This window comes from Peribacillus sp. S4, from assembly GCF_046715815.1.
In the GTDB taxonomy this organism is placed as follows: Bacteria; Bacillota; Bacilli; order Bacillales; family DSM-1321; genus Peribacillus; species Peribacillus frigoritolerans.
Window position 1 is genome coordinate 3770966 of the sequence record NZ_CP175708.1, and the last position, 18866, is coordinate 3789831.

An 18866-nucleotide genomic window follows, 5' to 3' on the forward strand; every position below is an offset into this window, starting at 1 on the left:
TCGTCCTAGTACGAACGGAGATCTTGACCTCTTTATCATTTACTGGCTACAAACAAGATTCTTTCGGTTTCCGTTACAAGCGGTGCTTCTTCAAGATCCGCCAGAATTTCTGAAACCGTGAAACCTGCTTGCTCCAGCCACTTTTTATATTGTTCAACCGGATAGGTCCGTTGATAATGCAACTCATCAAAACGGTCATAAAGACCGCTTTCATCATCCCTTACGAAAAAACTTAAATCATGTTCCACACTGTAAGGTTCTTCACCCGGGAAGCAATCCCATATATAGGATACTTCTTCACCATTGACAGCAAACGTATGATCACTAAAGATTTCTTCCATTTTATATAGGGAATGGATATCAAACATGAATAATCCGCCATCCTTCAAATGCTCATGAACCCGGCTGAACGTCTTGACGATATCCTCTTCGTCACGAAGGTAGTTCAGCGAATCACAAAAAATCGTGACACAATCAAATTGGCCAAGTCCTTCGAGTTCTGCCATATTCTGCTGGAAAAGCGGAATCGATAATCCAAGCTTAACCGCTTTTTCATTAGCTACAAGAAGCATTTCATCAGATAAATCCACGCCGGTGACTTCGAATCCGTGCTGCGCCAATTCAACGGTCATTTCCCCGGTTCCACATGCCAAATCCAGGACTTTCCTTCCACCAATTCCATACTGTTCCAGCTTCGCCGTAAGGATCATCAGCCATTTTTCATAAGGTGCGTCCTTCATCAATTCATCGTATACATAGGCAAAGCGTTCGTAAGTCATGAAGTCAGTTCACTCTCTAGATCTTCAAAAGGTGCATCTCCCCATAGACGTTCAAGGTTATAGTAGTTTCTTTCATCTTTATGGAAAATGTGGGCCACTACATCGCCAAGATCCACAAGCACCCATTTCGCCTCGTCAAAACCTTCAAGACGCTTTACATTGATTCCTGATTCATCAGCTTTGCTCTTCATTTCACGAGCTATTGCTTGTACTTGTTTTTCAGAATTACCGTGGCAGATCAAAAAGTAATCCGCTACAAGGGAAATACCTTGCATGTTCAATGCCACGATATCCTCTGCTCTTTTATCATCCGCCGCTTTTGCTGCAATTACAAGAAGTTCACGTTCAGTCATTACATCTTCTCCTTCAAATTCATGATCAAATCATTATATGTCTTAAATGTGTCAGGGTAAATTGCCTGATTTCTTTTCATTAAAAAAACAACTGTATTCCTTAAAGCCTGGATGACAGCATGATCCAAATTTTGCTTTGCTGTCTGCCTGACTTCGTCGACACCGGGAAAAGAACGCCCCGGCTCGATATAATCAGCAAGGTATACGACTTTATCCAAAAGGCTCATGCCAACCCTGCCAGACGTGTGATAGGCAATCGCATCCAAGATTTCAGCGTCCTGAATGCCTGCTTCCTTATTCACCAGATAAGCCCCGACAGGAGCGTGCCACAGCTCCATATTATATTCAAGTAACGCCGGGTCCATTTTTTCAGCGATTATTATTTGCTCCATTTCTTCTTTAGGACGAAATTTTGCATAATCATGGAAAATGGCTGCAAGTTCCGCTTTTTTGACGTCGGCACCATATCGTTCAGCAAGTTCAATCGCTGACTCGACCACACCCAAGGTATGAATGTACCTGCGCTCGGTGATTTGTTCTTTGACCAGCGCCAATGCTTTCTCACGATTCATATAAACCATTCCCTTTAATATACTTCACCACTGGATCTGCTATTAAATACTTCACGGTTTTCCCTGTTCTTAACTTCCTTCGTATCATGGAAGACGAAATGAACATCTGCGGGACTTTCACCATCGTGATCGGGTATAAGGTATTCTCATTATATCCAGGGCGCTTTACCCCGACGAAATTGACCATATGCACCAGCTCGTCGATACGATGCCAATTCGGTAAGTACTCAATCATATCTGCGCCAATTATGAAATAGAACTCATTGGCTGGCTCAAGTTCTTTAAGCAATTTTATCGTGTCATACGTATAAGATGTGCCTTTTCTTTCTATTTCAATACCCTCAATATAAAAAGATGGGTTTCCGGCTATCGCGTTTTCCAACATGGCCAGCCTGTCCATATCGGTTACTTCCTCCGATTTTTCCTTATGTGGAGGAACGTGATTTGGCATGAACCTGATTTCATCTAGCTCAAGGGCATCCAGCACTTCATTGGCTATAATTAAATGCCCGATATGCGGAGGATTGAATGTACCGCCAAGAATTCCAATTTTTTTCATAGATAGGTTCCTTAAGGTAATTTAAGTTGTTTGTTTTCTTTTGATTCTTTATATAGCACAATTGTGTTGCCGATAATCTGAACCAATTCAGCCCGTGCACCTTTTGATAAAGTAAGCCCCACATCATTGCGGTCCTCTTCACAGTTTTGCAGGATGCTGACCTTGATCAATTCACGTACTTCAAGCGCCTCACCAATTTGCTTGATGAGATTATCATTGACTCCGCCTTTACCAACTTGAAAAATTGGATTGAGGTGATGGGCCTTTGATCGTAAAAATCTTTTTTGTTTTCCTGTTAACATGTGTTACCTCCTAGTTTGTTCAAGACAATATCTGTCATTCTTGCTGTATCCGGCATAATGCCTGTCCATATCTCAAAGGCAAGTGCGGCCTGGTTGATGAACATTCCCAGACCATTTTGCGTTTCCGCCCCTTTTTCCTCAGCTTCACGCAGCAGCTTGGTTTTTAGAGGGTTATAGATGATATCACTGACAATTGCACCGGTTTTAAGCTGGTCGACCTTTAATGGCGAATGATCCAGTTCAGGACTCATTCCAGAAGAAGTCGTTTGGATGATTAAATCATATTGTGATAAGCTTTCTTCCGCTTCGATAATCGAGAGTGCCTTCGATACTTTATCATAAGGGCAATCAGAAACAAGCTGGGCTGCTCTTTCCTTTGTCCGGTTTGCAATATCTACTTGCTTTACCCCTTCTTTCACGAGGGTAAAATAAATCGCACGCGCAGCACCGCCTGCTCCGATCACTAACGTTTTTTTAGCCTTGATGTCACCTGATATTTCATCGCATAAAGATTTAAAAAATCCTTTTCCGTCTGTATTATACCCTATAAACCGACCATTTTTGTTAACAACCGTATTTACAGCCCCGATTGCCAGGGCCAGTTCATCCACTTCATCAAGGAAAGGGATGATTGAAGTCTTATGAGGGATCGTGATGTTAAACCCTTCTATACCAAGGGCTTTCATGCCTTTCACGGCATCGTTCAAACCTTCTTTCGTCACATGAAAATGGTGATAAACCGCTTCTATATTTTCTTTTTCAAATGCATCATTATGAATGTCCGGTGACATCGAATGTGCAATTGGATCTCCCATTACCCCATATATCTTTTTCATAGACTAGACGACCCCTATATTTAGATTAATGATTTGCGAACGATCACATTGACGCCCTTTGGAACATGTGCAACGATTTTCGCCCCTTGCTCATTGACTGTCACCCAGCCAAGACCAGAAAACACAATATCCATTTTACCATCTTTCAAGGAAAATTCATGTGGAATCAGCTTCGGAAATTCCTCGATTTGTTCCGGCCTTGGGGGAGTCAGTAATTCCCCTGCATGGTTTTTATACAATTCATCGGCATTTTCCAGTTTCGTACGGTGAATATTCAATTCGTTCGAAAGGTAGCAAGTCAATGAACGCCTTCCGCCTGAGACATAGTCCAACCTGGCCAACCCTCCGAAAAATAGCGTCTGCCCTTCATTCAGTTGGTACACTCTCGGCTTGATTTCCTTTTTCGGCATAATCACCTTGAAGTCCCGTTTGTCCACATAGTGAGCCATTTGATGATGATTAATGATTCCAGGTGTATCGATCAATGCTTGTTCATCATCCAAAGGAATTTCAATCATATCCAAGGTAGTCCCAGGGAAGTGGGAAGTCGTGATGATATCACTTTCACCGCTCACTTCTTTTATAAGACGGTTGATGAAAGTCGATTTTCCTACATTCGTACAGCCCACCACATAGACATCTTTTCCTCTGCGATACCGCTCGATCGCATCCGCCGCTTCAAGTATGTGCTTTCCTTTTTCCGCACTGACAAGCAGGACATCGATCGGGTTAAGACCCAATTCCTTGGACGATTGCTTCATCCAATTGATCAACTTGTTCGGTTTTACCGATTTAGGCAATAAATCGACCTTATTTCCGATCAAAAGAACATCATTTCTTCCTACAAATCGATGAAGGCCAGGCAGCCAGCTTCCATTGAAATCAAAAATATCGACGATTTTGACGATTAAAGAGTCGGTTTCGCCTACTTTATTCAAGATTTTCAAGAAGTCATCGTCTGTTAAGGATACATCCTGAACTTCGTTATAATGTTTCAATTTAAAGCAGCGCTGACAAACGATGCTCTCTTTTTCCAGAGCCGATTTAGGGGCAAAGCCCAACTCCTTCGGATCTTCAGTCTGGACCTTCACACCGCAGCCGATGCACACTAATTCTTGATGATTGTTCAATTGTGATCCTCCCATTCTATCATTCCTTTTCGTTTAAAAAACGCCATGATCTTTCTTTCAAAATAACGATTGATCCTTGTTCTGAATTCGTCGGTTTGTGCGACAGGGACCACTAAGATCGTATGAAACCCGCCTCTGTTCCCTCCCAATACATCCGTCAATAACTGATCGCCGATTACCACCGTTTCTTCTAATTTCAACCCCATTGTCTTACGGGCTTTATGGAAAGCCCTTGCCATCGGTTTTCTGGCCTGGAAGATAAACGGAATGTGAAGCGGATCGGAAAAAGCCCGAACCCGATTTTCATTATTATTGGACACAATCGTCACTAAAATCCCATGATCCCGCATATTGTCGAACCATTTGATTAAATCGGGGGTAGCAGTCGGCCTGTCCCATTCAACGAGAGTATTATCCAAATCGGTAATGACGCCCTTAATCCCTCTTTTTTTCAATTCTTGAGGATCTATATTAAAAATGCTTTTAACATGTTCACTCGGCAAAAATAATTTAAGCATATTGGCACCTCTATATTTTCATTAAAATTTACCGTTTCCATCATATCGAATTTTCAGCCCACTTTCAAAAAAAATTAGGAAAGAATGGCTGACGGTAAAGAAACATCATAATGTATGTTTTCTGATATGGAAAGTCATATTTCTTTAAATAATGGGAAATTTGCAGGCAGACCAGAACCAAAGAACTAATTATTCATAAAAGATTTCGACAAAAATTTCATTTATTCAACCTGTGGATAACTTTACTAACATTTTCCATACTGATGGGCACCATTTCGTTCACTTTGCAAACAACTTAACCACAGGTTATCCACTTTCATCTGTGGATAACAGAACGATTGTTCTCCAAGTTTATTTCTGATACAGTAGGGGTACATCAAGGAAGACTTATCAATATATGCAGGTAAACACCAAATTATTCCTCGCAATCCCTACTGGAGGTGAGCAGCCCTTAAGTGGCGTTCTGATGCAAAAACTATCTGATGACCTGTTGCTTGAATCCTATTTTAAAGCACAGAATTTAAAGTTGAGTACCGATTTCATCCGCCTCATAGAAACGGAAATTCATCGAAGGTCCCTAACACATAAAATCCGGTCCATATTTTAATATGAAATACATAGGCTGACATCAAATGTCAGCCTCTTATTTTATATTTACAGTTAGACCGCTCTCATGAATCCGATTGTTTCACCTACACGGACATCTGCGGGAATGGATTTGTTTCCTTCAAGTTCAAAACTTCCTTTTTCAAAAAGAAGCACAACTGTGGACCCAAAGCTGAAATAAGAAAACTCCTGCCCTTTTTCCAATTGATCCGAATCATCAGTAATGACGATCGAATTTATGAACATGGCCCCGACTTTCACCATTGCCAGATTTCCCGCCTCATTTTGTAGTTCAGTTATTGTCCGGTAATTTTTTGATAAAGGCTCTTTTCCATATTTCATCCCCCATTTATTAACGGGGTATGATTTCCTTCCAAGCGTCCATCGCTTGACCACGGAACCCTTGATAGGCGCATGGATCCTATGGTAATGACTCGGGCTTAAGTATAACACGAGATATTTGCCGCCTAAGTACTTTTCCAATAAAAGCTCATCCCCGAGCATTTCCTCCATTGAATATACCTTTCCCTTAACGACGATCTTTTTATCAGCGTGTATCTCCCCTGAGTCCTCAAGTACACCGTCCACGGGACTAGCTACAGCAGATGGAACTGCCGTAATTGGCCTCGCGTCAGCCTTTAACTGCCTTGTAAATAGCTCGTGCAAATTGGTATATGCTTTTAACTCCTTACCAAATTCCTGTGTATTAAGCTTGAATGTTTTTACATAAAGTAAAATTAAGGGCCTGCTCCAACGAGATTGGCTAAAGTGTTTTAATAAACCTGATGAATACTGACCATTCGTCAGTTCAATAAGAACGCGATACAAAGACTGAAACAAAATATAACCACTCCAAATTGTAAAATTGTAAAATTATTCTAAAATCCTCTTGCATAAATTGTATTAAATAAAATATTATTATATAATAAATACTTATGTTTACTATATTTTGTTTTAATTTGTTTCACTTGAAAGGAGTGAAAAGATGTTTTTATTACACGCCCTAGATCAAACCATTAAAAAAGTGAAAGCACAAACAGCAAATATACTTACCTTAATTAATTTATCCCTTGGTGGATTTGCGATAATTGCCGTGATGCACGGTCAATTGAATTTAAGCTTGCTTTTAATCTTCCTGGCTGCCCTTGCAGATCGCTTTGACGGTATGGTTGCACGGAAATTCAACATTGAATCGGAATTGGGTAAGCAACTTGATTCCATGTGTGACATCATATCCTTTGGCGTCGCACCGGCTCTATTATTATACCAAGGAATATTGATAGAATTCGGAGCACCTGGCACACTCTTCACGGTTTTCTATATTGGCTGTGGCGCGTTTCGTCTCGCCCGCTTCAATATAAGTGAAAGCAATGGATATTTTACAGGAGTGCCCATTACGGTTGCGGGCTGCATCGCCACTTTAAGTTATTTAGCCATTCCGTATTTCCATCCGGTCTTTTTCTTATCCCTCATGATTATATTATCATTACTCATGGTCAGTCCATTTAAACTGAAGAAAGTTTAATAAGAAAAGCGGATGTCCTAAACCGGACATCCGCTTTCTTTTGTTCCTATTCCACCTAAACCCATCTTATGCTTTTCGGACTAATGGGTCGGTCAAACGCATGAATTCTTCTACATCCTCCATGCAGGCATTGACTGCTTCCTCCCAAAAATCCCGGGTCTTTAAATCGACGCCTAAATGTTTCTCCGCCAAATCCTCGACCTTCATGGAACCGGTATCCTTTAATAGAGCGATATATTTTTCTTCGAATCCTTCAGGTTCTTTCAGAGCATTCGCGTATATGCCTAATGAGAATAAGTAACCGAATGTATACGGAAAATTATAAAATGGTACACCTGTAATATAAAAATGGAGCTTTGAAGCCCAGAAAGTTGGATTATAATCACTTAAAGCATCGCCATAAGCTTCTTTTTGTGCATCGACCATCAGTTCATTCAACCGTTCGGCACTGACATATCCTTGCTTCCTCTCGTCATAAAACCTAGTTTCGAATAAGTAGCGGGCATGGATATTCATCAATAATGCCACGGAACGCTGAATTTTATCTTCTAAAAGCACCAGCTTTTCTTCCTCACTGGCTGCTTCCTTAACAGCTGCATCCGCTACGACCATTTCAGCAAAAGTGGAAGCGGTTTCCGCCACATTCATTGCATATGACCGATTCAATGGATGGATATCCCTCATCGCATAAGAATGGAATGCATGTCCCAATTCATGAGCCAATGTCGATACATTGGACGGTGTGCCCGAATACGTCATGAAAATTCTTGACTGCTTATTCAATGGAAAGCCGGTGCAAAAACCGCCTGGTCTCTTACCTGGTCTGTCCTCAGCTTCAATCCAGCTGTCTTCAAAAGCTTTTTGGGTGAAGTTCGCTAATTGAGAGCCGAATTTAGCGAATTGCTGGATGATGAAGTCTGCACCTTCTTGATAATCCATTACTTTGGATTCTGCCGTAACAGCGAGCGGTGCATCCAAATCCGCCCAACTTAATTTATCCAAATCCAGTAACTCCGCTTTCCTTTTTAAAAATCTCACAAGCGGCTCTTTTTGATCAGCAATTACATTCCACATGCTTTCGAGGGTTTCTTTTTTCATCCTTCCTATTTCAAGAGGCTCTTTCAAAATATCATCCCAGCCCCTTTTTTCATTCACACTGAGACGGAAGCCAGCCAAGTGGTTCAAAGTCCGGGCAAACAGGTCACTTTTTTCCTCCCAAGCCTGTTCCCACGCTGTAAATAATTCTTTCCGGGTCCTTTCATCAGGATCAGAAAATTTATTCGCCGCTTGGCCTACAGAAAGCTTTTCACCCTTATAAAGGATGGTCATTGACCCGACGATCGTATCATACATTTGGCTCCAACCTTCAAAACCGTCCATGGCCAATTGGGTGATTAATGATTCTTCCTTCACGGAAAGCTTTTCCTTTGCCTTTTCCCGACGTTCATTCAATACGAATTTCAATTCATTCAATGGTTCTTTTTCGAGGATTTTCATGAAAAATGCATCATCAAGCTGCATCAACTTTTCATCCAGCTTGCTTAACACCATTTTTAGTGAAGCGACTATCTTCATTTGTTTGATCCGCAGCTGACCAGCCTTCTTATCCTGCGCATTTTGAGCTTCCAGGCATCCAATGAAAGCACCTGCCTGCGAAGATTTCATATTTGTATTTTTAAAAAGATCAAATGCCTGGATTAAACTGAATTCATCATTTCCTACCGGATTGATATTGCTTACAAGCCTGTCTAATTCTTTTACCTCTTCGTTGAATTCATCTAAAAAAATCAGGAACTCCTTAGAAGAGCTTCCCCCTTTAAAAAAGATATCCAAATCCCATGTCATAGAATATCCCATACTAAATTGCCCCCTTTTTATCACTAACCCCATTATAGAGGTTCATTCAATATTTTTCTAATTAAAAGGAATTTTCAGTATTTTTCAGAACATTTTTCTATATCCCAGATTAAAAGCATGTTATGATGAATATAATCTTGGGAAAGGGGTGGTTGATTCATATGAAATTCTTTATTCACATGTCTGCCATCATCCTGCTCCTTTGGACACTGCCCATACAGTTCCACCATCATGCACAGCAGCTAACCATTGAAGAACATACCGATGTTCACCATTGGGATAAGGCCGACAAGAAACAGCCTTTCGTGCCGTCCTTTAGTTCATGGCAGTCACTTATCGTAATACTCATTTTCGAATTTACCATTTTGGGCTTTCTTTATTTTCCGTCGAATCTTCGACGGCGATATCTCAGTCCCGTTTTTTATCAGGCGAATTACGTAGCCTCACGCTCTGACATTTTATAAAAAATAAAATGGAGGAGTGATTCATATGTGGTTTCGACTAATTATGGTAGGGGTCTTTTCTTTAACCGCTTCACGTCTGTTCCTTTTTCAGGGAATCGAGATTTATCATGCATTTACAGATTTGATCAGAAATAAATATTAAAAAAAGAGTGCGGGGAATTTCCCCGCACTCTCTTTGTTTACCATTCCTATCCTTTAGCTTTCTTTTCCTTCTCTTTTTCTGCCCTGTAAAATTCATGGAACATCTTCATCAAAGCACGTTTTTCGATCCTTGATACATAACTGCGGGAAATGCCAAGCTCTTTAGCGATTTCCCTCTGGGTTTTCTCCTTTTTCAAATCCAGTCCAAACCTGCCTACGATGACTTCCTTTTCGCGTTCATCCAAAATATCAATATACTTTTTCACTTTTTCAATTTCCATATTGAGCTGAATCGTATCGATGACATCTTCCGATTCCGATTTCAGTACATCGATTAAACTGATTTCATTTCCTTCTTTATCCTGACCGATCGGATCATGCAGGGAAATATCTTTCTTTGTTTTCTTTGTCGCTCGTAAATGCATCAAGATCTCATTCTCAATGCATCGCGCCGCATATGTGGCCAGCTTCGTACCCTTCCCATCCGAATAACTCTCAATGGCCTTTATCAAACCAATTGTCCCAATCGAAATCAAATCCTCTGTATCTTCGCCCGTATTCTCGAATTTCTTGACGATATGGGCAACAAGCCTGAGATTATGCTCGATCAGGATGTTACGGGCATCACCGTCCCCCTCACTCATAAGCTTCAGATATTTCTTTTCATCCTGAGATGACAAGGGCTGGGGAAAAGCATTGTTTTTCACATAGGAAACGAATAAGTAAAATTCTTTGATAATATAACCGACAACTGTAAGTATTCCGGGCATTGGCTTCATCCCCCGTTTCTTTGGCTTCCCTATTCATACCTATGCAACAGTGGGCTTGTTCGTGCCTGTCCCGCTAAAAGAAATCGTGAAAGTGTTAAAAGTTCAAACCAGCCTGGATGAATTCCCAAACGAACGAAGGCAAATGTTCATATAATGATAGGGAATTTTTTAGGGAAAGGGGGTTTTTGCGATGGGATATAACTATGGACCATACGGATGCAGCTATGGTTATCCGGCTCCTGCGCCTTGTTATTCAGGGTCCGGTTACGGCTTTGGTTATGGCCTGTTTATTGTCCTCCTGATTTTATTGCTCATTTTCGGGTTTTGGTGGTTGCCGGGATGTGGATTTGGTTATGGTGGGTCAGGTCCGTGCTGCTGATTCAGGCAAAGAAAAAAACTCGGCCATCAGGCCGAGTTTTCCCATTTTACCTATTCATATCTAACGTTGGCGTTCAAAGTTGATCAGCGTCATGACCATCTTGATCAACATCTCTTCAATTCATCACGTTTCCAATGCTTCCGCTGTTCTTATACATACAAACCATGACAATGCTGGCCATGCACCGGCAAATACGTTAGCCGGTATCCTTCTCCTGCCAATAGCAACGCTTCTCTCCTTTTACGTAAAACAAGTTCAACATATTAACCTCCACCTTTCTTTTATTTTTTTTGAACGGAATACCTACCTCATATGTTTTTAGAAAAAAGGACGATGCTTCAACGCTTTATCTAGATGTTCTTCTCGAATCTTGTGGATTCTCTCCTGTTGCAAACATTCCTCGGCAGTCATTTTTTTCATTTTAATCGTGATTGTGAAAAAAAGCATATTCAGTGTCATAATATCACCTCCTTTAAGGGAGCGGCCCAACAAAAAGGCATAAAAAGGCCGCAGAAAGTTACGTCCTCCTGCGGGCTTTTTTAGAAAATATAAAAAGACCGCAGGATAAAACACTTCTCCCTGCGGCCGCTATGTCTGAATGATTAATAAAGCCAAATTGCTTTAGAAATATTCCGCTTGGCACAGGTCGAATGTTATGTGATTGTCATTTGAAACGGACCGGCTGATTGCGACGACTCCATGTAGATACAATGTCATTTTCTTCGACCTCCTTTGGAATATTTTTTATTACTTGGTAAGTATATCCACAAATTCGAAAATTGTAAACGGCTTTTGCCTATTTTTTTGAAAATTTCGATCTTTTTACCCATTTTCAATAGTCATTATTGCCTTAAGGAGGTAAGTCGTATGATAAATCTGCCCCTTAATGGGCTACAACAATTGAAAAATAAAAAAACCTGATTCTTTAAAAGAATCAGGACAGACCGTAGACAAACTCGAGTTTGTCTACAGATTTAATGAGGGTTTGTAAAATCTCGAACGTCGATTTCCTCGTCAGGCACTCGCTTTCCGTGGGCGGTCCGCCCTCGGCGCTTTTCCCGCAGGAGTCTCGCACCGTTCCAATCGCCTTTGTTTTGAAATTTAGATAAAACCCCTTTGTCTAAACTAAGGTTTGCTTCTATTGTTGTAAAGTGTCCTGGTCATCCATTTCGGCCAAGATCTTCTTATATTTTTTTGATAATGAGAAAAATACTATGGATATGCCCAGGAACATGATTGTCGTTCCCATATAGACATATGTGTCAATCATCGCTTTGTCGCCAGTGGGAAGGATGGTTCCTATATAGAAGAACGAACCCACACATAACAAAGTGATCGCAAATTGTTTAAAATCGACCATTTTCGAACGCAGCATTGCCGCTGTTTGTTTTTTGCGGTTTTTCATGCCATTCCACCTTCTTTCAAGCTAATAAGATATCGATATCTCATTCTACCATATTTATTCCAAATGACAGGGTGTAAATAATGGCAGTCAGCTATGAATTTCGGGGCCCTAAACGATTATCCTTGCAGCGCTTGTTCCAAGTCTTCCAATAAGTCTTCAACATCTTCCAGACCTACTGAAATACGAATCAACCCATCCGTTATCCCAAGTTCTGCACGACGCTCAGCCGGAATGGAAGCATGTGTCATCAAAGCCGGAATCGAAATCAAGCTCTCCACTGCCCCCAGACTTTCCGCAAGTGTAAAGTATCTCACTTTGTTCAAAACGGACTCGGCCTTTTCCGCACTGCCGACATCAAATGAAACCATACCGCCGAATCCACGCGATTGTTTTTTGGCAATATCATGATTTGGGTGGTTTTCAAGACCTGGGTAATAGATTTTCGAAACGCCTTCATGCCCGGATAGGAAACGAACGATTTGAGATGTGTTTTTTTCATGTTCTTCCATCCTGATTCCCAGCGTTTTAATTCCTCGCATCAGCAACCATGAATCCTGGGGCCCCAGCACGCCTCCTGTGGAGTTTTGGATGAAATGAAGGTCATTGCCAATCTTTTCATCATTCACCACGACAAGACCCGCTACAACATCGCTGTGTCCCCCCAGATACTTCGTTGCGCTATGAAGCACGATATCGGCTCCAAGTGAAAGCGGATTTTGCCAGTAAGGCGTACTGAAGGTATTGTCCACAATGGTGAGGATGCCGTTTTCTTTTGCTATTTTTGATACTTCTTCCAAATCGGTGATTTTCAATAATGGATTCGTCGGAGTTTCAATGAACAGTGCTTTCGTATTGTCCTTTATCTCTTTTTCGATCGAGTGTATATCACTCGTATTGATGAACGTAGCTTCCACCCCAAAGCGGTTAAGCACTTTAGTGATGACCCGGAAAGAACCTCCATAAACATCATCTGTCATCAATACATGATCACCATGACTGAACAGCATCATAACCGCAGTCATCGCTGCCATTCCTGATCCGAAGGCGAAACCTCTTTTTCCTTCCTCGAGATCCTTGATCAATTCTTCGAGGGCATGGCGGGTCGGGTTGCCTGTACGGGAATATTCATAGCCCCGATGATTCCCCGGACCATCCTGTTTATAGGTGCTCACTTGATAAATCGGCACCGAAACCGCTCCTGTTTGTTCATCACCAAAAATGCCGCCATGGATCAATTGTGTTTTTTTTCTCATTTTACATTCCTCCCTGATAAATTTTTTTGCTTAAGTATCGTTCACTTGAATCCGGAAATATGACGACGATATTCGCCCCCGGGGAAGCCTTGGCCGCTTCTTTCATGGCCGCTGCAAATGCCGCACCGGAAGAACTGCCGACAAGTAGGCCTTCTTTAATCGCCAATTCCTTCACCATATCGAAAGCGTCACGATCGCTTATCGTATGGATTTGGTCAAAATACGTTTCATCCATATAGGCGGGTAGAAATTCCATCCCGATCCCCTCTGTTTTGTGGGGACCTGCTTTTCCGCCGTTTAAAATCGATCCTTCTGGTTCGACAATGACCGTTTTGACAGCAGCGTTCTTTTCTTTCAAATATCGCGATGTTCCCATGAATGTCCCGCCCGTCCCGGCACCGGCAACAAACACATCCACATCGCCTTCCATCTGTTCCCATATTTCAGGTCCCAGCGTTTTATAATAGGCATCAGGATTGGAAGGGTTGGCGAACTGCTGGGGACAATATGATCCCGGAATTTCAGCCAGCAGCTCCTTAGCCTTGGCGATTGCTCCTGTCATCCCTTCCTCTGTCGGGGTTTGGATCACATTCGCTCCAAGGGCACGCATCAATTCCTGTTTCTCGGTACTGAATTTCTCCGGAACGCAAAATATCACGTCCACCCCACTGTTTATCGCAGCCAACGCCAAGCCAATCCCGGTATTCCCGGCAGTCGGTTCGATGATCGTCCCGCCCTTTTTCACCTTCCCTGTCTGCAGCGCTTTGGCTAACAGTTCTTGACCAAGCCGATCCTTCACACTGCCTCCCGGATTGAAGTATTCCAGTTTGGCAAAGATACGGACTTCATCCGGAAGCGGGAAATGGGTGATTTCCATCATCGGTGTTTCCCCTATCAGCTCATGAATATTTTTAAAGACTTTCATATTCGGACATCCTTTCTTAGTTATCCTACCAATTTAATGAGGATTATGCAATAAAGAATGATCAGCAGAAAAGCTTCCGCTGATCACTTACCATTCATTTCATTTTTTCAACCATTTTCAAAATCAGTGCCGCTGAATGAAGAGCCGCAGTTTCCAGGAATTTATCAAAGGAAATATTGGACTCCTTACCTGCGATATCCGAAAGGGAACGAATGATGACAAACGGTGTTTTGAATTGGAAGGCTACCTGTGCAATGGCTGCCGCTTCCATTTCCACCGCGTATAAATCAGAGAATTTCCCTCTGACGAATTCAACCCTGTCAGGATCATTCATGAAAGAATCCCCCGTCACGATCAACCCTTTCGCCACTTGTATATCCTCGATTTCTTTTGCTGCTTCTTCTGCGATTGCAAAAAGCTTTTCATCCGGTGTGAAAGCTGCAGGCAGCTGAGGTACTTGACCGTATTCATATCCAAAAATCGTCACATCGACATCATGGTGCCGCACTTCCTTGGATATGACCACATCCCCTACATTCAGATCTGGATGATAACCGCCGGCAGAGCCAGTATTGATGACCGCATCCGGTTTGAATTTTTCTAACAGGATTGCAGTGGACATTGCCGCATTCACTTTACCGATACCCGATTTAAGTAAAATGACCTCGATACCATTCAGTGTGCCTGTATTGAACTCGGAACCGGCAATGGTCACCTGCTCCAACCCTTCCAATTTATCACGTAAAATCGTAACTTCTTCTTCCATTGCTCCGATTATGGCTACCTTCATTAGTAAAAACCTCTTCCTATAATTTTTCCGCCTCCATGATCCAGACGAATTGATTGCAGCGCTCGAAGTTCACTTTATATCCATTTGCTTCAAGCACTTTTTCCAAAAAAGGAATCGTAGTATAATATTCCGTTTGCAAATCGTTCGCCAAATTATGAAAGCCTGCCTGCCTTGCATCTTGAATCGCTCGTTCATGAGCTTCCTTTGATTGATACATTGTATCAGCAAACACTATTTTACCACCAGTATTCAGTAACTTTCCATAGTTGGCTATCGCTTTTTCTTTTTCTTCATCGGTTAAATGATGAAACGCGTACGTACTCACGATCGAATCAACCTGTTCCGGCTTCGGAAAATCGATAAAATCACCATCTACAATTTCTGTTTTTCCGCTCAGCTTGCTTACCGCTATTTCCCTCATCGCAGGAGAAGGTTCTATTCCCGATACCTTTAGGCCCTTCTTCAAAAGTCTTTCCGTTAAATTCCCGGTACCCACCCCGAACTCCAGCACATGACCAAAAGCCCGATTGGTGACGCTGTCCAATATGCCATCATAATGTTTAAAAACCTCTTGATACTCAATATCGTGTCCACCAACCGTATCATCATACGATTTCGACCATTCTTCAAATAAATCGATAAATTCTCTGCCCATTTTTAATCACCTTTTATTATAAGATAATAAAACCTATAAGCATACTATGAAATAAACAGAGAAACAGTTCTTGTTTTTAGGCAAATTCATTAGGTTCAGATTCGGACAAAATGGTGTTAAACTAACAGTATCTGAATGTTGGAGGGGAACAGTCATGAGTTTTCAACTCGACTTAAACTTATTCGAAGATAAAATAGAATTTTTCGAGGCAGAAAGCATCAAGAATCTTGAAGAAAAAATCCAATCACAAATTGAAATCAATAAAGCGATCATGCTTCAGGTGGAATCCGTGTCACACCAAATGTATGTAAGTGAAGAAGGCAGACGTTTTTATAGTGCAGTCGTCCACTTTAAAGCTAAAAAATGATCACCATGAAAAACCCCCGAAAAGCGGAATTCCTTTCGGGGGTTTTTCGTTTATACATTTTTTCTGAACATTATCTTTTATCGTTTGTCTTCAGCTCTTCGACTTTTACAGGTTTCCAACCTGATCCGTCCACCCATTCAATATAAACCCGGAAGGTTTTAGGGTTGTCCCCTTCAGAAACCGTACCGATTGCCGTGGTCGGCGAACCGCCGTTTTGCAGCCACCATAGCTTCATGCTGCCTTCATCGATTCCAGCTCCGCTTGCTATCGCTTTACTCATTTCATTCCAATCGACCGAGCCCTTTTCGAAGCTGGTAGTGTGCTCCCCGGATTGCTCCGTTCCTACTGGTTTCCAACTCTCACTTGTATATGTAGACGCAACATTGCCATCGCCGCTGCCTTCCACTTCCACAAGTTGGGCATCTCCTGCTTTTTCTGAATCTGCATCATCTTCAGCCTTCTCTTCTGCATCTTCCTCTGTTGCTTTACTATCTTCTTTTTCGGCATCCTCTTCTGTAGCTTCACTATCACCTACTGCGTCTTCCTTCTCTGAATCCATTTCTTCCTCTTTGCCAGCAGGTTTGTCCACTACTTTCCCTTTTTCTGTCTCGGCGACTTGCTTTGGTTCAGTCGTGGCTTTTTTTGTTTCGGTGCCATCATCACTTAAGAAAATCGAGACTGCGACAATGACGATTAAAATGGAAACGATGGTGATTGCAATATTATATATTTTATTTACTTTTCTTTTTTGATCTCTCTGATTGAAACGTGAGCCCAAGGTCCATTCCTCCCCTTACCATTTCTTACTGCCTCATTTTAACATGATTTAGCCAGAGATAGAAGGGAAGGGTTTCCTACACTTTTCGTCAATTCTCGCTAATGTCCTGGTCCTTCGAGTACAGGACTTTTACAATATCTGAAAAAAGAGGCGTCATGCTGGAACTGTTTTCCTTCGTTTCAAAACTTACGGTAACAAGAGCATATTTGGGATCTTTATATGGAAAGTAGCCTGCAAACCATTTATTGAGCTCCCCTTTTTCGATATTGGTCTGAGCTGTCCCGGACTTGCCGGCGACCTCCACAGGCAAATCTCTCAAGGAAGCGCCCGTCCCTTTCTCTTCCGTCACGACCTTCCTAAGAAGATGCTGCATCTTCATCGCTGTATAGGGTGACAGTTTCTCGCCGCCAATGCTTTGATTGGGAAAATCGACTACGGTCGTACTATTGTTAAATTCGACCTTGGAAACGGCTTTGACCTGTTCCTTCTTACCGCCGCGGGCAATCGTTGCCATCATATTCGCGATCGCGAGCGGCGTCGTTTGGACATCCTGCTGGCCAATTGCCGTTTTGGCAACCATTTTGGGATCTTTTTTTAAATCGTCATCATGCCAGACCTTTCCTGTTTGTTCATGATGCAGCTGAGTGACTTCCGTGTGATATACGTCCCCTTGCCAGCCCGTTTCACCAACCAGCCCTAACATTTTTGCATATTTGTCCAAAAAGTCCGGATCCTTCTCCGCTATTTCCTGTGACAATTCGGCAAACGTCCTATTACAGCTTTGAGCAAAGCTATTTTCAAAATTAAGTACGCCCAGTTCCCTCTGTTTATCCGTTTTGCCGTCTATCGTCAAATTACAGTTAAATGTCCTGGTGGGACTGGCCGCTTCATAATCGATGGCCGCTGCTGCCGTGACCGTTTTAAAGACGGAACCCGGCGTTTTTTGAGTCAGCATCATATTGACGGCCCCTTCGCCATTTGGATCTTTTATATTAAGCGCCGGACGTGATACCATGGCGACGATTTCACTTTTTTCGATATCGATCAGGACGAGACCACCTTTTTTTATCCCGCGTTCATCGACGAGCTTCTCCGCTTTCTCTTGAATTTCTTTATCGATCGTCGTCATGACCTTCACCGGGTAAAGCGGATTTGCTGGTTCCACATATTTAACATCGACACCGAACATCGGTCCTCCGCTGGCGTCCACGTGAAAAACGAGCTTCGATTCCCCAGCGGAAAGCAAGAACTCATCAAAGGTCCTTTGCAGTCCCGTATTGCCTATTTTCGTTTCAGGAGATAAATTCATGTCCGGATAACGTTTTTTCTTTTCCGCATCAGATATATTCGTCGTTCCGATCAATTGTGCTGCAGGCATTCGATCATGATATAATTTCTCATTCACGGCAAAGACCCCGGGAATCTTCAATTCATTGATTGCCTTCGATTGGCTGGACGTCAACTCTATCGGTTCATCCCCGCCAAATACGAATGGTTCATCCGCTTCTTCTATCGCCCTTTTTAACTCCGCTTCCGATTTCCCTATTATCGAGGCCACTTCATCTATGGGCCATGTCATTTTTTTTAGAAAGGGAAAAAGGACGAGCGTCGGGATTTCTTCATGTGCCAGTGGTTCACCATTTCTGTCATAGAACTTTCCTCGTCCATCATCAATCTTTAATATTTGTGAACGCTGATTCACGCTTGCTTCCAACAGGTTCACATCATGCTTTGAAAAAGATTCTGTCGATACAAGTTGGATGTAGGCAAGCCTGCCTATGAGCATCAGCATGAAAGTGGTCAAAAAAAGTGCCAGCAACCTCATTCGTTTCTTTTTCATAAAATACACCTCGATAACCATTGTTGACGAGGTGCGAATTTTTAAACAATTATGAACAAATT

Annotated in this window: 22 protein-coding genes; 3 read left to right on the forward strand and 19 right to left on the reverse strand. The window is 42.1% G+C overall.

The features are described from left to right. Positions 1 to 35: 35 nt before the first annotated feature. From ACJ9PY_RS17925 to ACJ9PY_RS17960, 8 genes are read right to left on the reverse strand one after another with little or no spacing between them, the layout of a single operon-like run. Positions 36 to 779 carry a class I SAM-dependent DNA methyltransferase gene (locus ACJ9PY_RS17925; RefSeq protein ID WP_057278859.1) on the reverse strand — a complete coding sequence of 248 codons (744 nt, stop codon included), beginning with the start codon at positions 777 to 779 and terminating at the stop codon, positions 36 to 38. Continuing rightward, a complete protein-coding gene (rsfS, locus tag ACJ9PY_RS17930) occupies positions 776 to 1132 on the reverse strand; it encodes a ribosome silencing factor (RefSeq protein ID WP_034308569.1) in 357 nt (118 codons plus the stop codon). The genes ACJ9PY_RS17925 and rsfS overlap by 4 nt, the downstream gene beginning before the upstream one ends. After that, the gene (gene yqeK, locus ACJ9PY_RS17935; RefSeq protein WP_054400178.1) at positions 1132 to 1704 is read right to left on the reverse strand and encodes a bis(5'-nucleosyl)-tetraphosphatase (symmetrical) YqeK; all 573 of its coding nucleotides are present in this window, start codon (positions 1702 to 1704) and stop codon (positions 1132 to 1134) included. The genes rsfS and yqeK overlap by 1 nt, the downstream gene beginning before the upstream one ends. Then, positions 1694 to 2263 (reverse strand): nicotinate-nucleotide adenylyltransferase, encoded by a 570-nt coding sequence (locus ACJ9PY_RS17940; protein ID WP_034308571.1) that lies wholly within the window; start codon positions 2261 to 2263, stop codon positions 1694 to 1696. The genes yqeK and ACJ9PY_RS17940 overlap by 11 nt, the downstream gene beginning before the upstream one ends. A gap of 11 nt (positions 2264 to 2274) precedes the next feature. After that, positions 2275 to 2565 carry a ribosome assembly RNA-binding protein YhbY gene (yhbY, locus tag ACJ9PY_RS17945; protein ID WP_034308574.1) on the reverse strand — a complete coding sequence of 97 codons (291 nt, stop codon included), beginning with the start codon at positions 2563 to 2565 and terminating at the stop codon, positions 2275 to 2277. Further along, positions 2559 to 3401 carry a shikimate dehydrogenase gene (gene aroE, locus ACJ9PY_RS17950; protein WP_411738661.1) on the reverse strand — a complete coding sequence of 281 codons (843 nt, stop codon included), beginning with the start codon at positions 3399 to 3401 and terminating at the stop codon, positions 2559 to 2561. Before aroE ends, yhbY begins: the two co-directional genes overlap by 7 nt. Positions 3402 to 3421: 20 nt before the next feature. Beyond that, positions 3422 to 4531: a ribosome biogenesis GTPase YqeH gene (yqeH, locus tag ACJ9PY_RS17955; RefSeq protein ID WP_411738662.1), complete on the reverse strand. Its 1110-nt coding sequence runs from the start codon at positions 4529 to 4531 to the stop codon at positions 3422 to 3424. Beyond that, positions 4528 to 5049 carry a YqeG family HAD IIIA-type phosphatase gene (locus tag ACJ9PY_RS17960; protein ID WP_034308582.1) on the reverse strand — a complete coding sequence of 174 codons (522 nt, stop codon included), beginning with the start codon at positions 5047 to 5049 and terminating at the stop codon, positions 4528 to 4530. Before ACJ9PY_RS17960 ends, yqeH begins: the two co-directional genes overlap by 4 nt. 466 nt (positions 5050 to 5515) lie before the next feature. On the opposite strand from ACJ9PY_RS17960, the gene ACJ9PY_RS17965 reads away from it, so the two are divergent. After that, the gene (locus ACJ9PY_RS17965) at positions 5516 to 5656 is read left to right on the forward strand and encodes a sporulation histidine kinase inhibitor Sda (protein WP_034311351.1); all 141 of its coding nucleotides are present in this window, start codon (positions 5516 to 5518) and stop codon (positions 5654 to 5656) included. A gap of 53 nt (positions 5657 to 5709) precedes the next feature. On the opposite strand, the gene ACJ9PY_RS17970 is transcribed toward ACJ9PY_RS17965, so the two are convergent. Further along, positions 5710 to 6495, reverse strand: coding sequence for a phosphatidylserine decarboxylase (locus ACJ9PY_RS17970; RefSeq protein ID WP_098865771.1), 786 nt, complete (start codon positions 6493 to 6495; stop codon positions 5710 to 5712). 145 nt (positions 6496 to 6640) lie between these two features. Between ACJ9PY_RS17970 and pssA the strand changes: the two genes are divergently transcribed. Then, positions 6641 to 7180: a CDP-diacylglycerol--serine O-phosphatidyltransferase gene (gene pssA, locus ACJ9PY_RS17975; RefSeq protein ID WP_034308587.1), complete on the forward strand. Its 540-nt coding sequence runs from the start codon at positions 6641 to 6643 to the stop codon at positions 7178 to 7180. Positions 7181 to 7246: 66 nt separating this feature from the next. Here pssA and ACJ9PY_RS17980 read toward each other — a convergent pair whose 3' ends face one another. The 8 genes from ACJ9PY_RS17980 to ACJ9PY_RS18015 all read right to left on the reverse strand — a co-directional run bounded on the left by ACJ9PY_RS17980 (position 7247) and on the right by ACJ9PY_RS18015 (position 15819). Continuing rightward, positions 7247 to 9037 (reverse strand): M3 family oligoendopeptidase, encoded by a 1791-nt coding sequence (locus ACJ9PY_RS17980; protein ID WP_411738663.1) that lies wholly within the window; start codon positions 9035 to 9037, stop codon positions 7247 to 7249. A 652-nt stretch (positions 9038 to 9689) separates the two neighbouring features. Then, positions 9690 to 10412 carry an RNA polymerase sporulation sigma factor SigK gene (gene sigK / locus ACJ9PY_RS17985; RefSeq protein ID WP_034308596.1) on the reverse strand — a complete coding sequence of 241 codons (723 nt, stop codon included), beginning with the start codon at positions 10410 to 10412 and terminating at the stop codon, positions 9690 to 9692. Between the two features lie 697 nt (positions 10413 to 11109). Next, positions 11110 to 11250 (reverse strand): YrzI family small protein, encoded by a 141-nt coding sequence (locus tag ACJ9PY_RS17990; RefSeq protein WP_076365157.1) that lies wholly within the window; start codon positions 11248 to 11250, stop codon positions 11110 to 11112. A 679-nt stretch (positions 11251 to 11929) separates the two neighbouring features. After that, positions 11930 to 12196: a YrhC family protein gene (locus ACJ9PY_RS17995; protein ID WP_411738664.1), complete on the reverse strand. Its 267-nt coding sequence runs from the start codon at positions 12194 to 12196 to the stop codon at positions 11930 to 11932. A 116-nt stretch (positions 12197 to 12312) separates the two neighbouring features. After that, positions 12313 to 13449: a bifunctional cystathionine gamma-lyase/homocysteine desulfhydrase gene (locus ACJ9PY_RS18000; RefSeq protein WP_034308604.1), complete on the reverse strand. Its 1137-nt coding sequence runs from the start codon at positions 13447 to 13449 to the stop codon at positions 12313 to 12315. 1 nt (position 13450) lies between these two features. Continuing rightward, a complete protein-coding gene (locus tag ACJ9PY_RS18005) occupies positions 13451 to 14374 on the reverse strand; it encodes a PLP-dependent cysteine synthase family protein (protein WP_411738665.1) in 924 nt (307 codons plus the stop codon). 94 nt (positions 14375 to 14468) lie between these two features. Continuing rightward, entirely contained in the window at positions 14469 to 15164 is a 696-nt protein-coding gene (gene mtnN, locus ACJ9PY_RS18010; protein WP_098865775.1) for a 5'-methylthioadenosine/S-adenosylhomocysteine nucleosidase, read from the reverse strand. A gap of 16 nt (positions 15165 to 15180) precedes the next feature. Further along, the gene (locus tag ACJ9PY_RS18015) at positions 15181 to 15819 is read right to left on the reverse strand and encodes a class I SAM-dependent DNA methyltransferase (protein WP_034308611.1); all 639 of its coding nucleotides are present in this window, start codon (positions 15817 to 15819) and stop codon (positions 15181 to 15183) included. Between the two features lie 154 nt (positions 15820 to 15973). Here ACJ9PY_RS18015 and ACJ9PY_RS18020 point away from each other — a divergent pair, with 154 nt between their 5' ends. Further along, positions 15974 to 16186 (forward strand): DUF2536 family protein, encoded by a 213-nt coding sequence (locus tag ACJ9PY_RS18020; RefSeq protein WP_048682770.1) that lies wholly within the window; start codon positions 15974 to 15976, stop codon positions 16184 to 16186. A gap of 70 nt (positions 16187 to 16256) precedes the next feature. Here ACJ9PY_RS18020 and ACJ9PY_RS18025 read toward each other — a convergent pair whose 3' ends face one another. Together ACJ9PY_RS18025 and ACJ9PY_RS18030 are read right to left on the reverse strand one after the other, a co-directional pair. After that, positions 16257 to 16964, reverse strand: coding sequence for a YrrS family protein (locus ACJ9PY_RS18025; protein WP_411738666.1), 708 nt, complete (start codon positions 16962 to 16964; stop codon positions 16257 to 16259). An 88-nt stretch (positions 16965 to 17052) separates the two neighbouring features. Next, positions 17053 to 18804, reverse strand: a complete 1752-nt coding sequence (locus ACJ9PY_RS18030; protein ID WP_098936159.1) for a peptidoglycan D,D-transpeptidase FtsI family protein — start codon at positions 18802 to 18804, stop codon at positions 17053 to 17055. Positions 18805 to 18866 lie beyond the last annotated feature (62 nt).

What these genes read in the sequence shown, in the direction of transcription:
- ACJ9PY_RS17940 (WP_034308571.1), bottom strand. Translation starts at nt 2,263, where the DNA reads ATGAAAAAAATTGGAATTCTTGGCGGTACATTCAATCCTCCGCATATC.
- ACJ9PY_RS17960 (WP_034308582.1), bottom strand. Translation starts at nt 5,049, where the DNA reads ATGCTTAAATTATTTTTGCCGAGTGAACATGTTAAAAGCATTTTTAAT.
- rsfS (WP_034308569.1), bottom strand. Translation starts at nt 1,132, where the DNA reads ATGACTGAACGTGAACTTCTTGTAATTGCAGCAAAAGCGGCGGATGAT.
- ACJ9PY_RS18030 (WP_098936159.1), bottom strand. Translation starts at nt 18,804, where the DNA reads ATGAAAAAGAAACGAATGAGGTTGCTGGCACTTTTTTTGACCACTTTC.
- yhbY (WP_034308574.1), bottom strand. Translation starts at nt 2,565, where the DNA reads ATGTTAACAGGAAAACAAAAAAGATTTTTACGATCAAAGGCCCATCAC.
- yqeK (WP_054400178.1), bottom strand. Translation starts at nt 1,704, where the DNA reads ATGAATCGTGAGAAAGCATTGGCGCTGGTCAAAGAACAAATCACCGAG.
- ACJ9PY_RS17990 (WP_076365157.1), bottom strand. Translation starts at nt 11,250, where the DNA reads ATGACACTGAATATGCTTTTTTTCACAATCACGATTAAAATGAAAAAA.
- ACJ9PY_RS18020 (WP_048682770.1), top strand. Translation starts at nt 15,974, where the DNA reads ATGAGTTTTCAACTCGACTTAAACTTATTCGAAGATAAAATAGAATTT.
- ACJ9PY_RS17925 (WP_057278859.1), bottom strand. Translation starts at nt 779, where the DNA reads ATGACTTACGAACGCTTTGCCTATGTATACGATGAATTGATGAAGGAC.
- ACJ9PY_RS18000 (WP_034308604.1), bottom strand. Translation starts at nt 13,449, where the DNA reads ATGAGAAAAAAAACACAATTGATCCATGGCGGCATTTTTGGTGATGAA.
- ACJ9PY_RS17995 (WP_411738664.1), bottom strand. Translation starts at nt 12,196, where the DNA reads ATGAAAAACCGCAAAAAACAAACAGCGGCAATGCTGCGTTCGAAAATG.
- mtnN (WP_098865775.1), bottom strand. Translation starts at nt 15,164, where the DNA reads ATGAAGGTAGCCATAATCGGAGCAATGGAAGAAGAAGTTACGATTTTA.
- ACJ9PY_RS17965 (WP_034311351.1), top strand. Translation starts at nt 5,516, where the DNA reads ATGCAAAAACTATCTGATGACCTGTTGCTTGAATCCTATTTTAAAGCA.
- aroE (WP_411738661.1), bottom strand. Translation starts at nt 3,401, where the DNA reads ATGAAAAAGATATATGGGGTAATGGGAGATCCAATTGCACATTCGATG.
- pssA (WP_034308587.1), top strand. Translation starts at nt 6,641, where the DNA reads ATGTTTTTATTACACGCCCTAGATCAAACCATTAAAAAAGTGAAAGCA.
- ACJ9PY_RS18005 (WP_411738665.1), bottom strand. Translation starts at nt 14,374, where the DNA reads ATGAAAGTCTTTAAAAATATTCATGAGCTGATAGGGGAAACACCGATG.
- sigK (WP_034308596.1), bottom strand. Translation starts at nt 10,412, where the DNA reads ATGCCCGGAATACTTACAGTTGTCGGTTATATTATCAAAGAATTTTAC.
- ACJ9PY_RS17980 (WP_411738663.1), bottom strand. Translation starts at nt 9,037, where the DNA reads ATGGGATATTCTATGACATGGGATTTGGATATCTTTTTTAAAGGGGGA.
- ACJ9PY_RS18015 (WP_034308611.1), bottom strand. Translation starts at nt 15,819, where the DNA reads ATGGGCAGAGAATTTATCGATTTATTTGAAGAATGGTCGAAATCGTAT.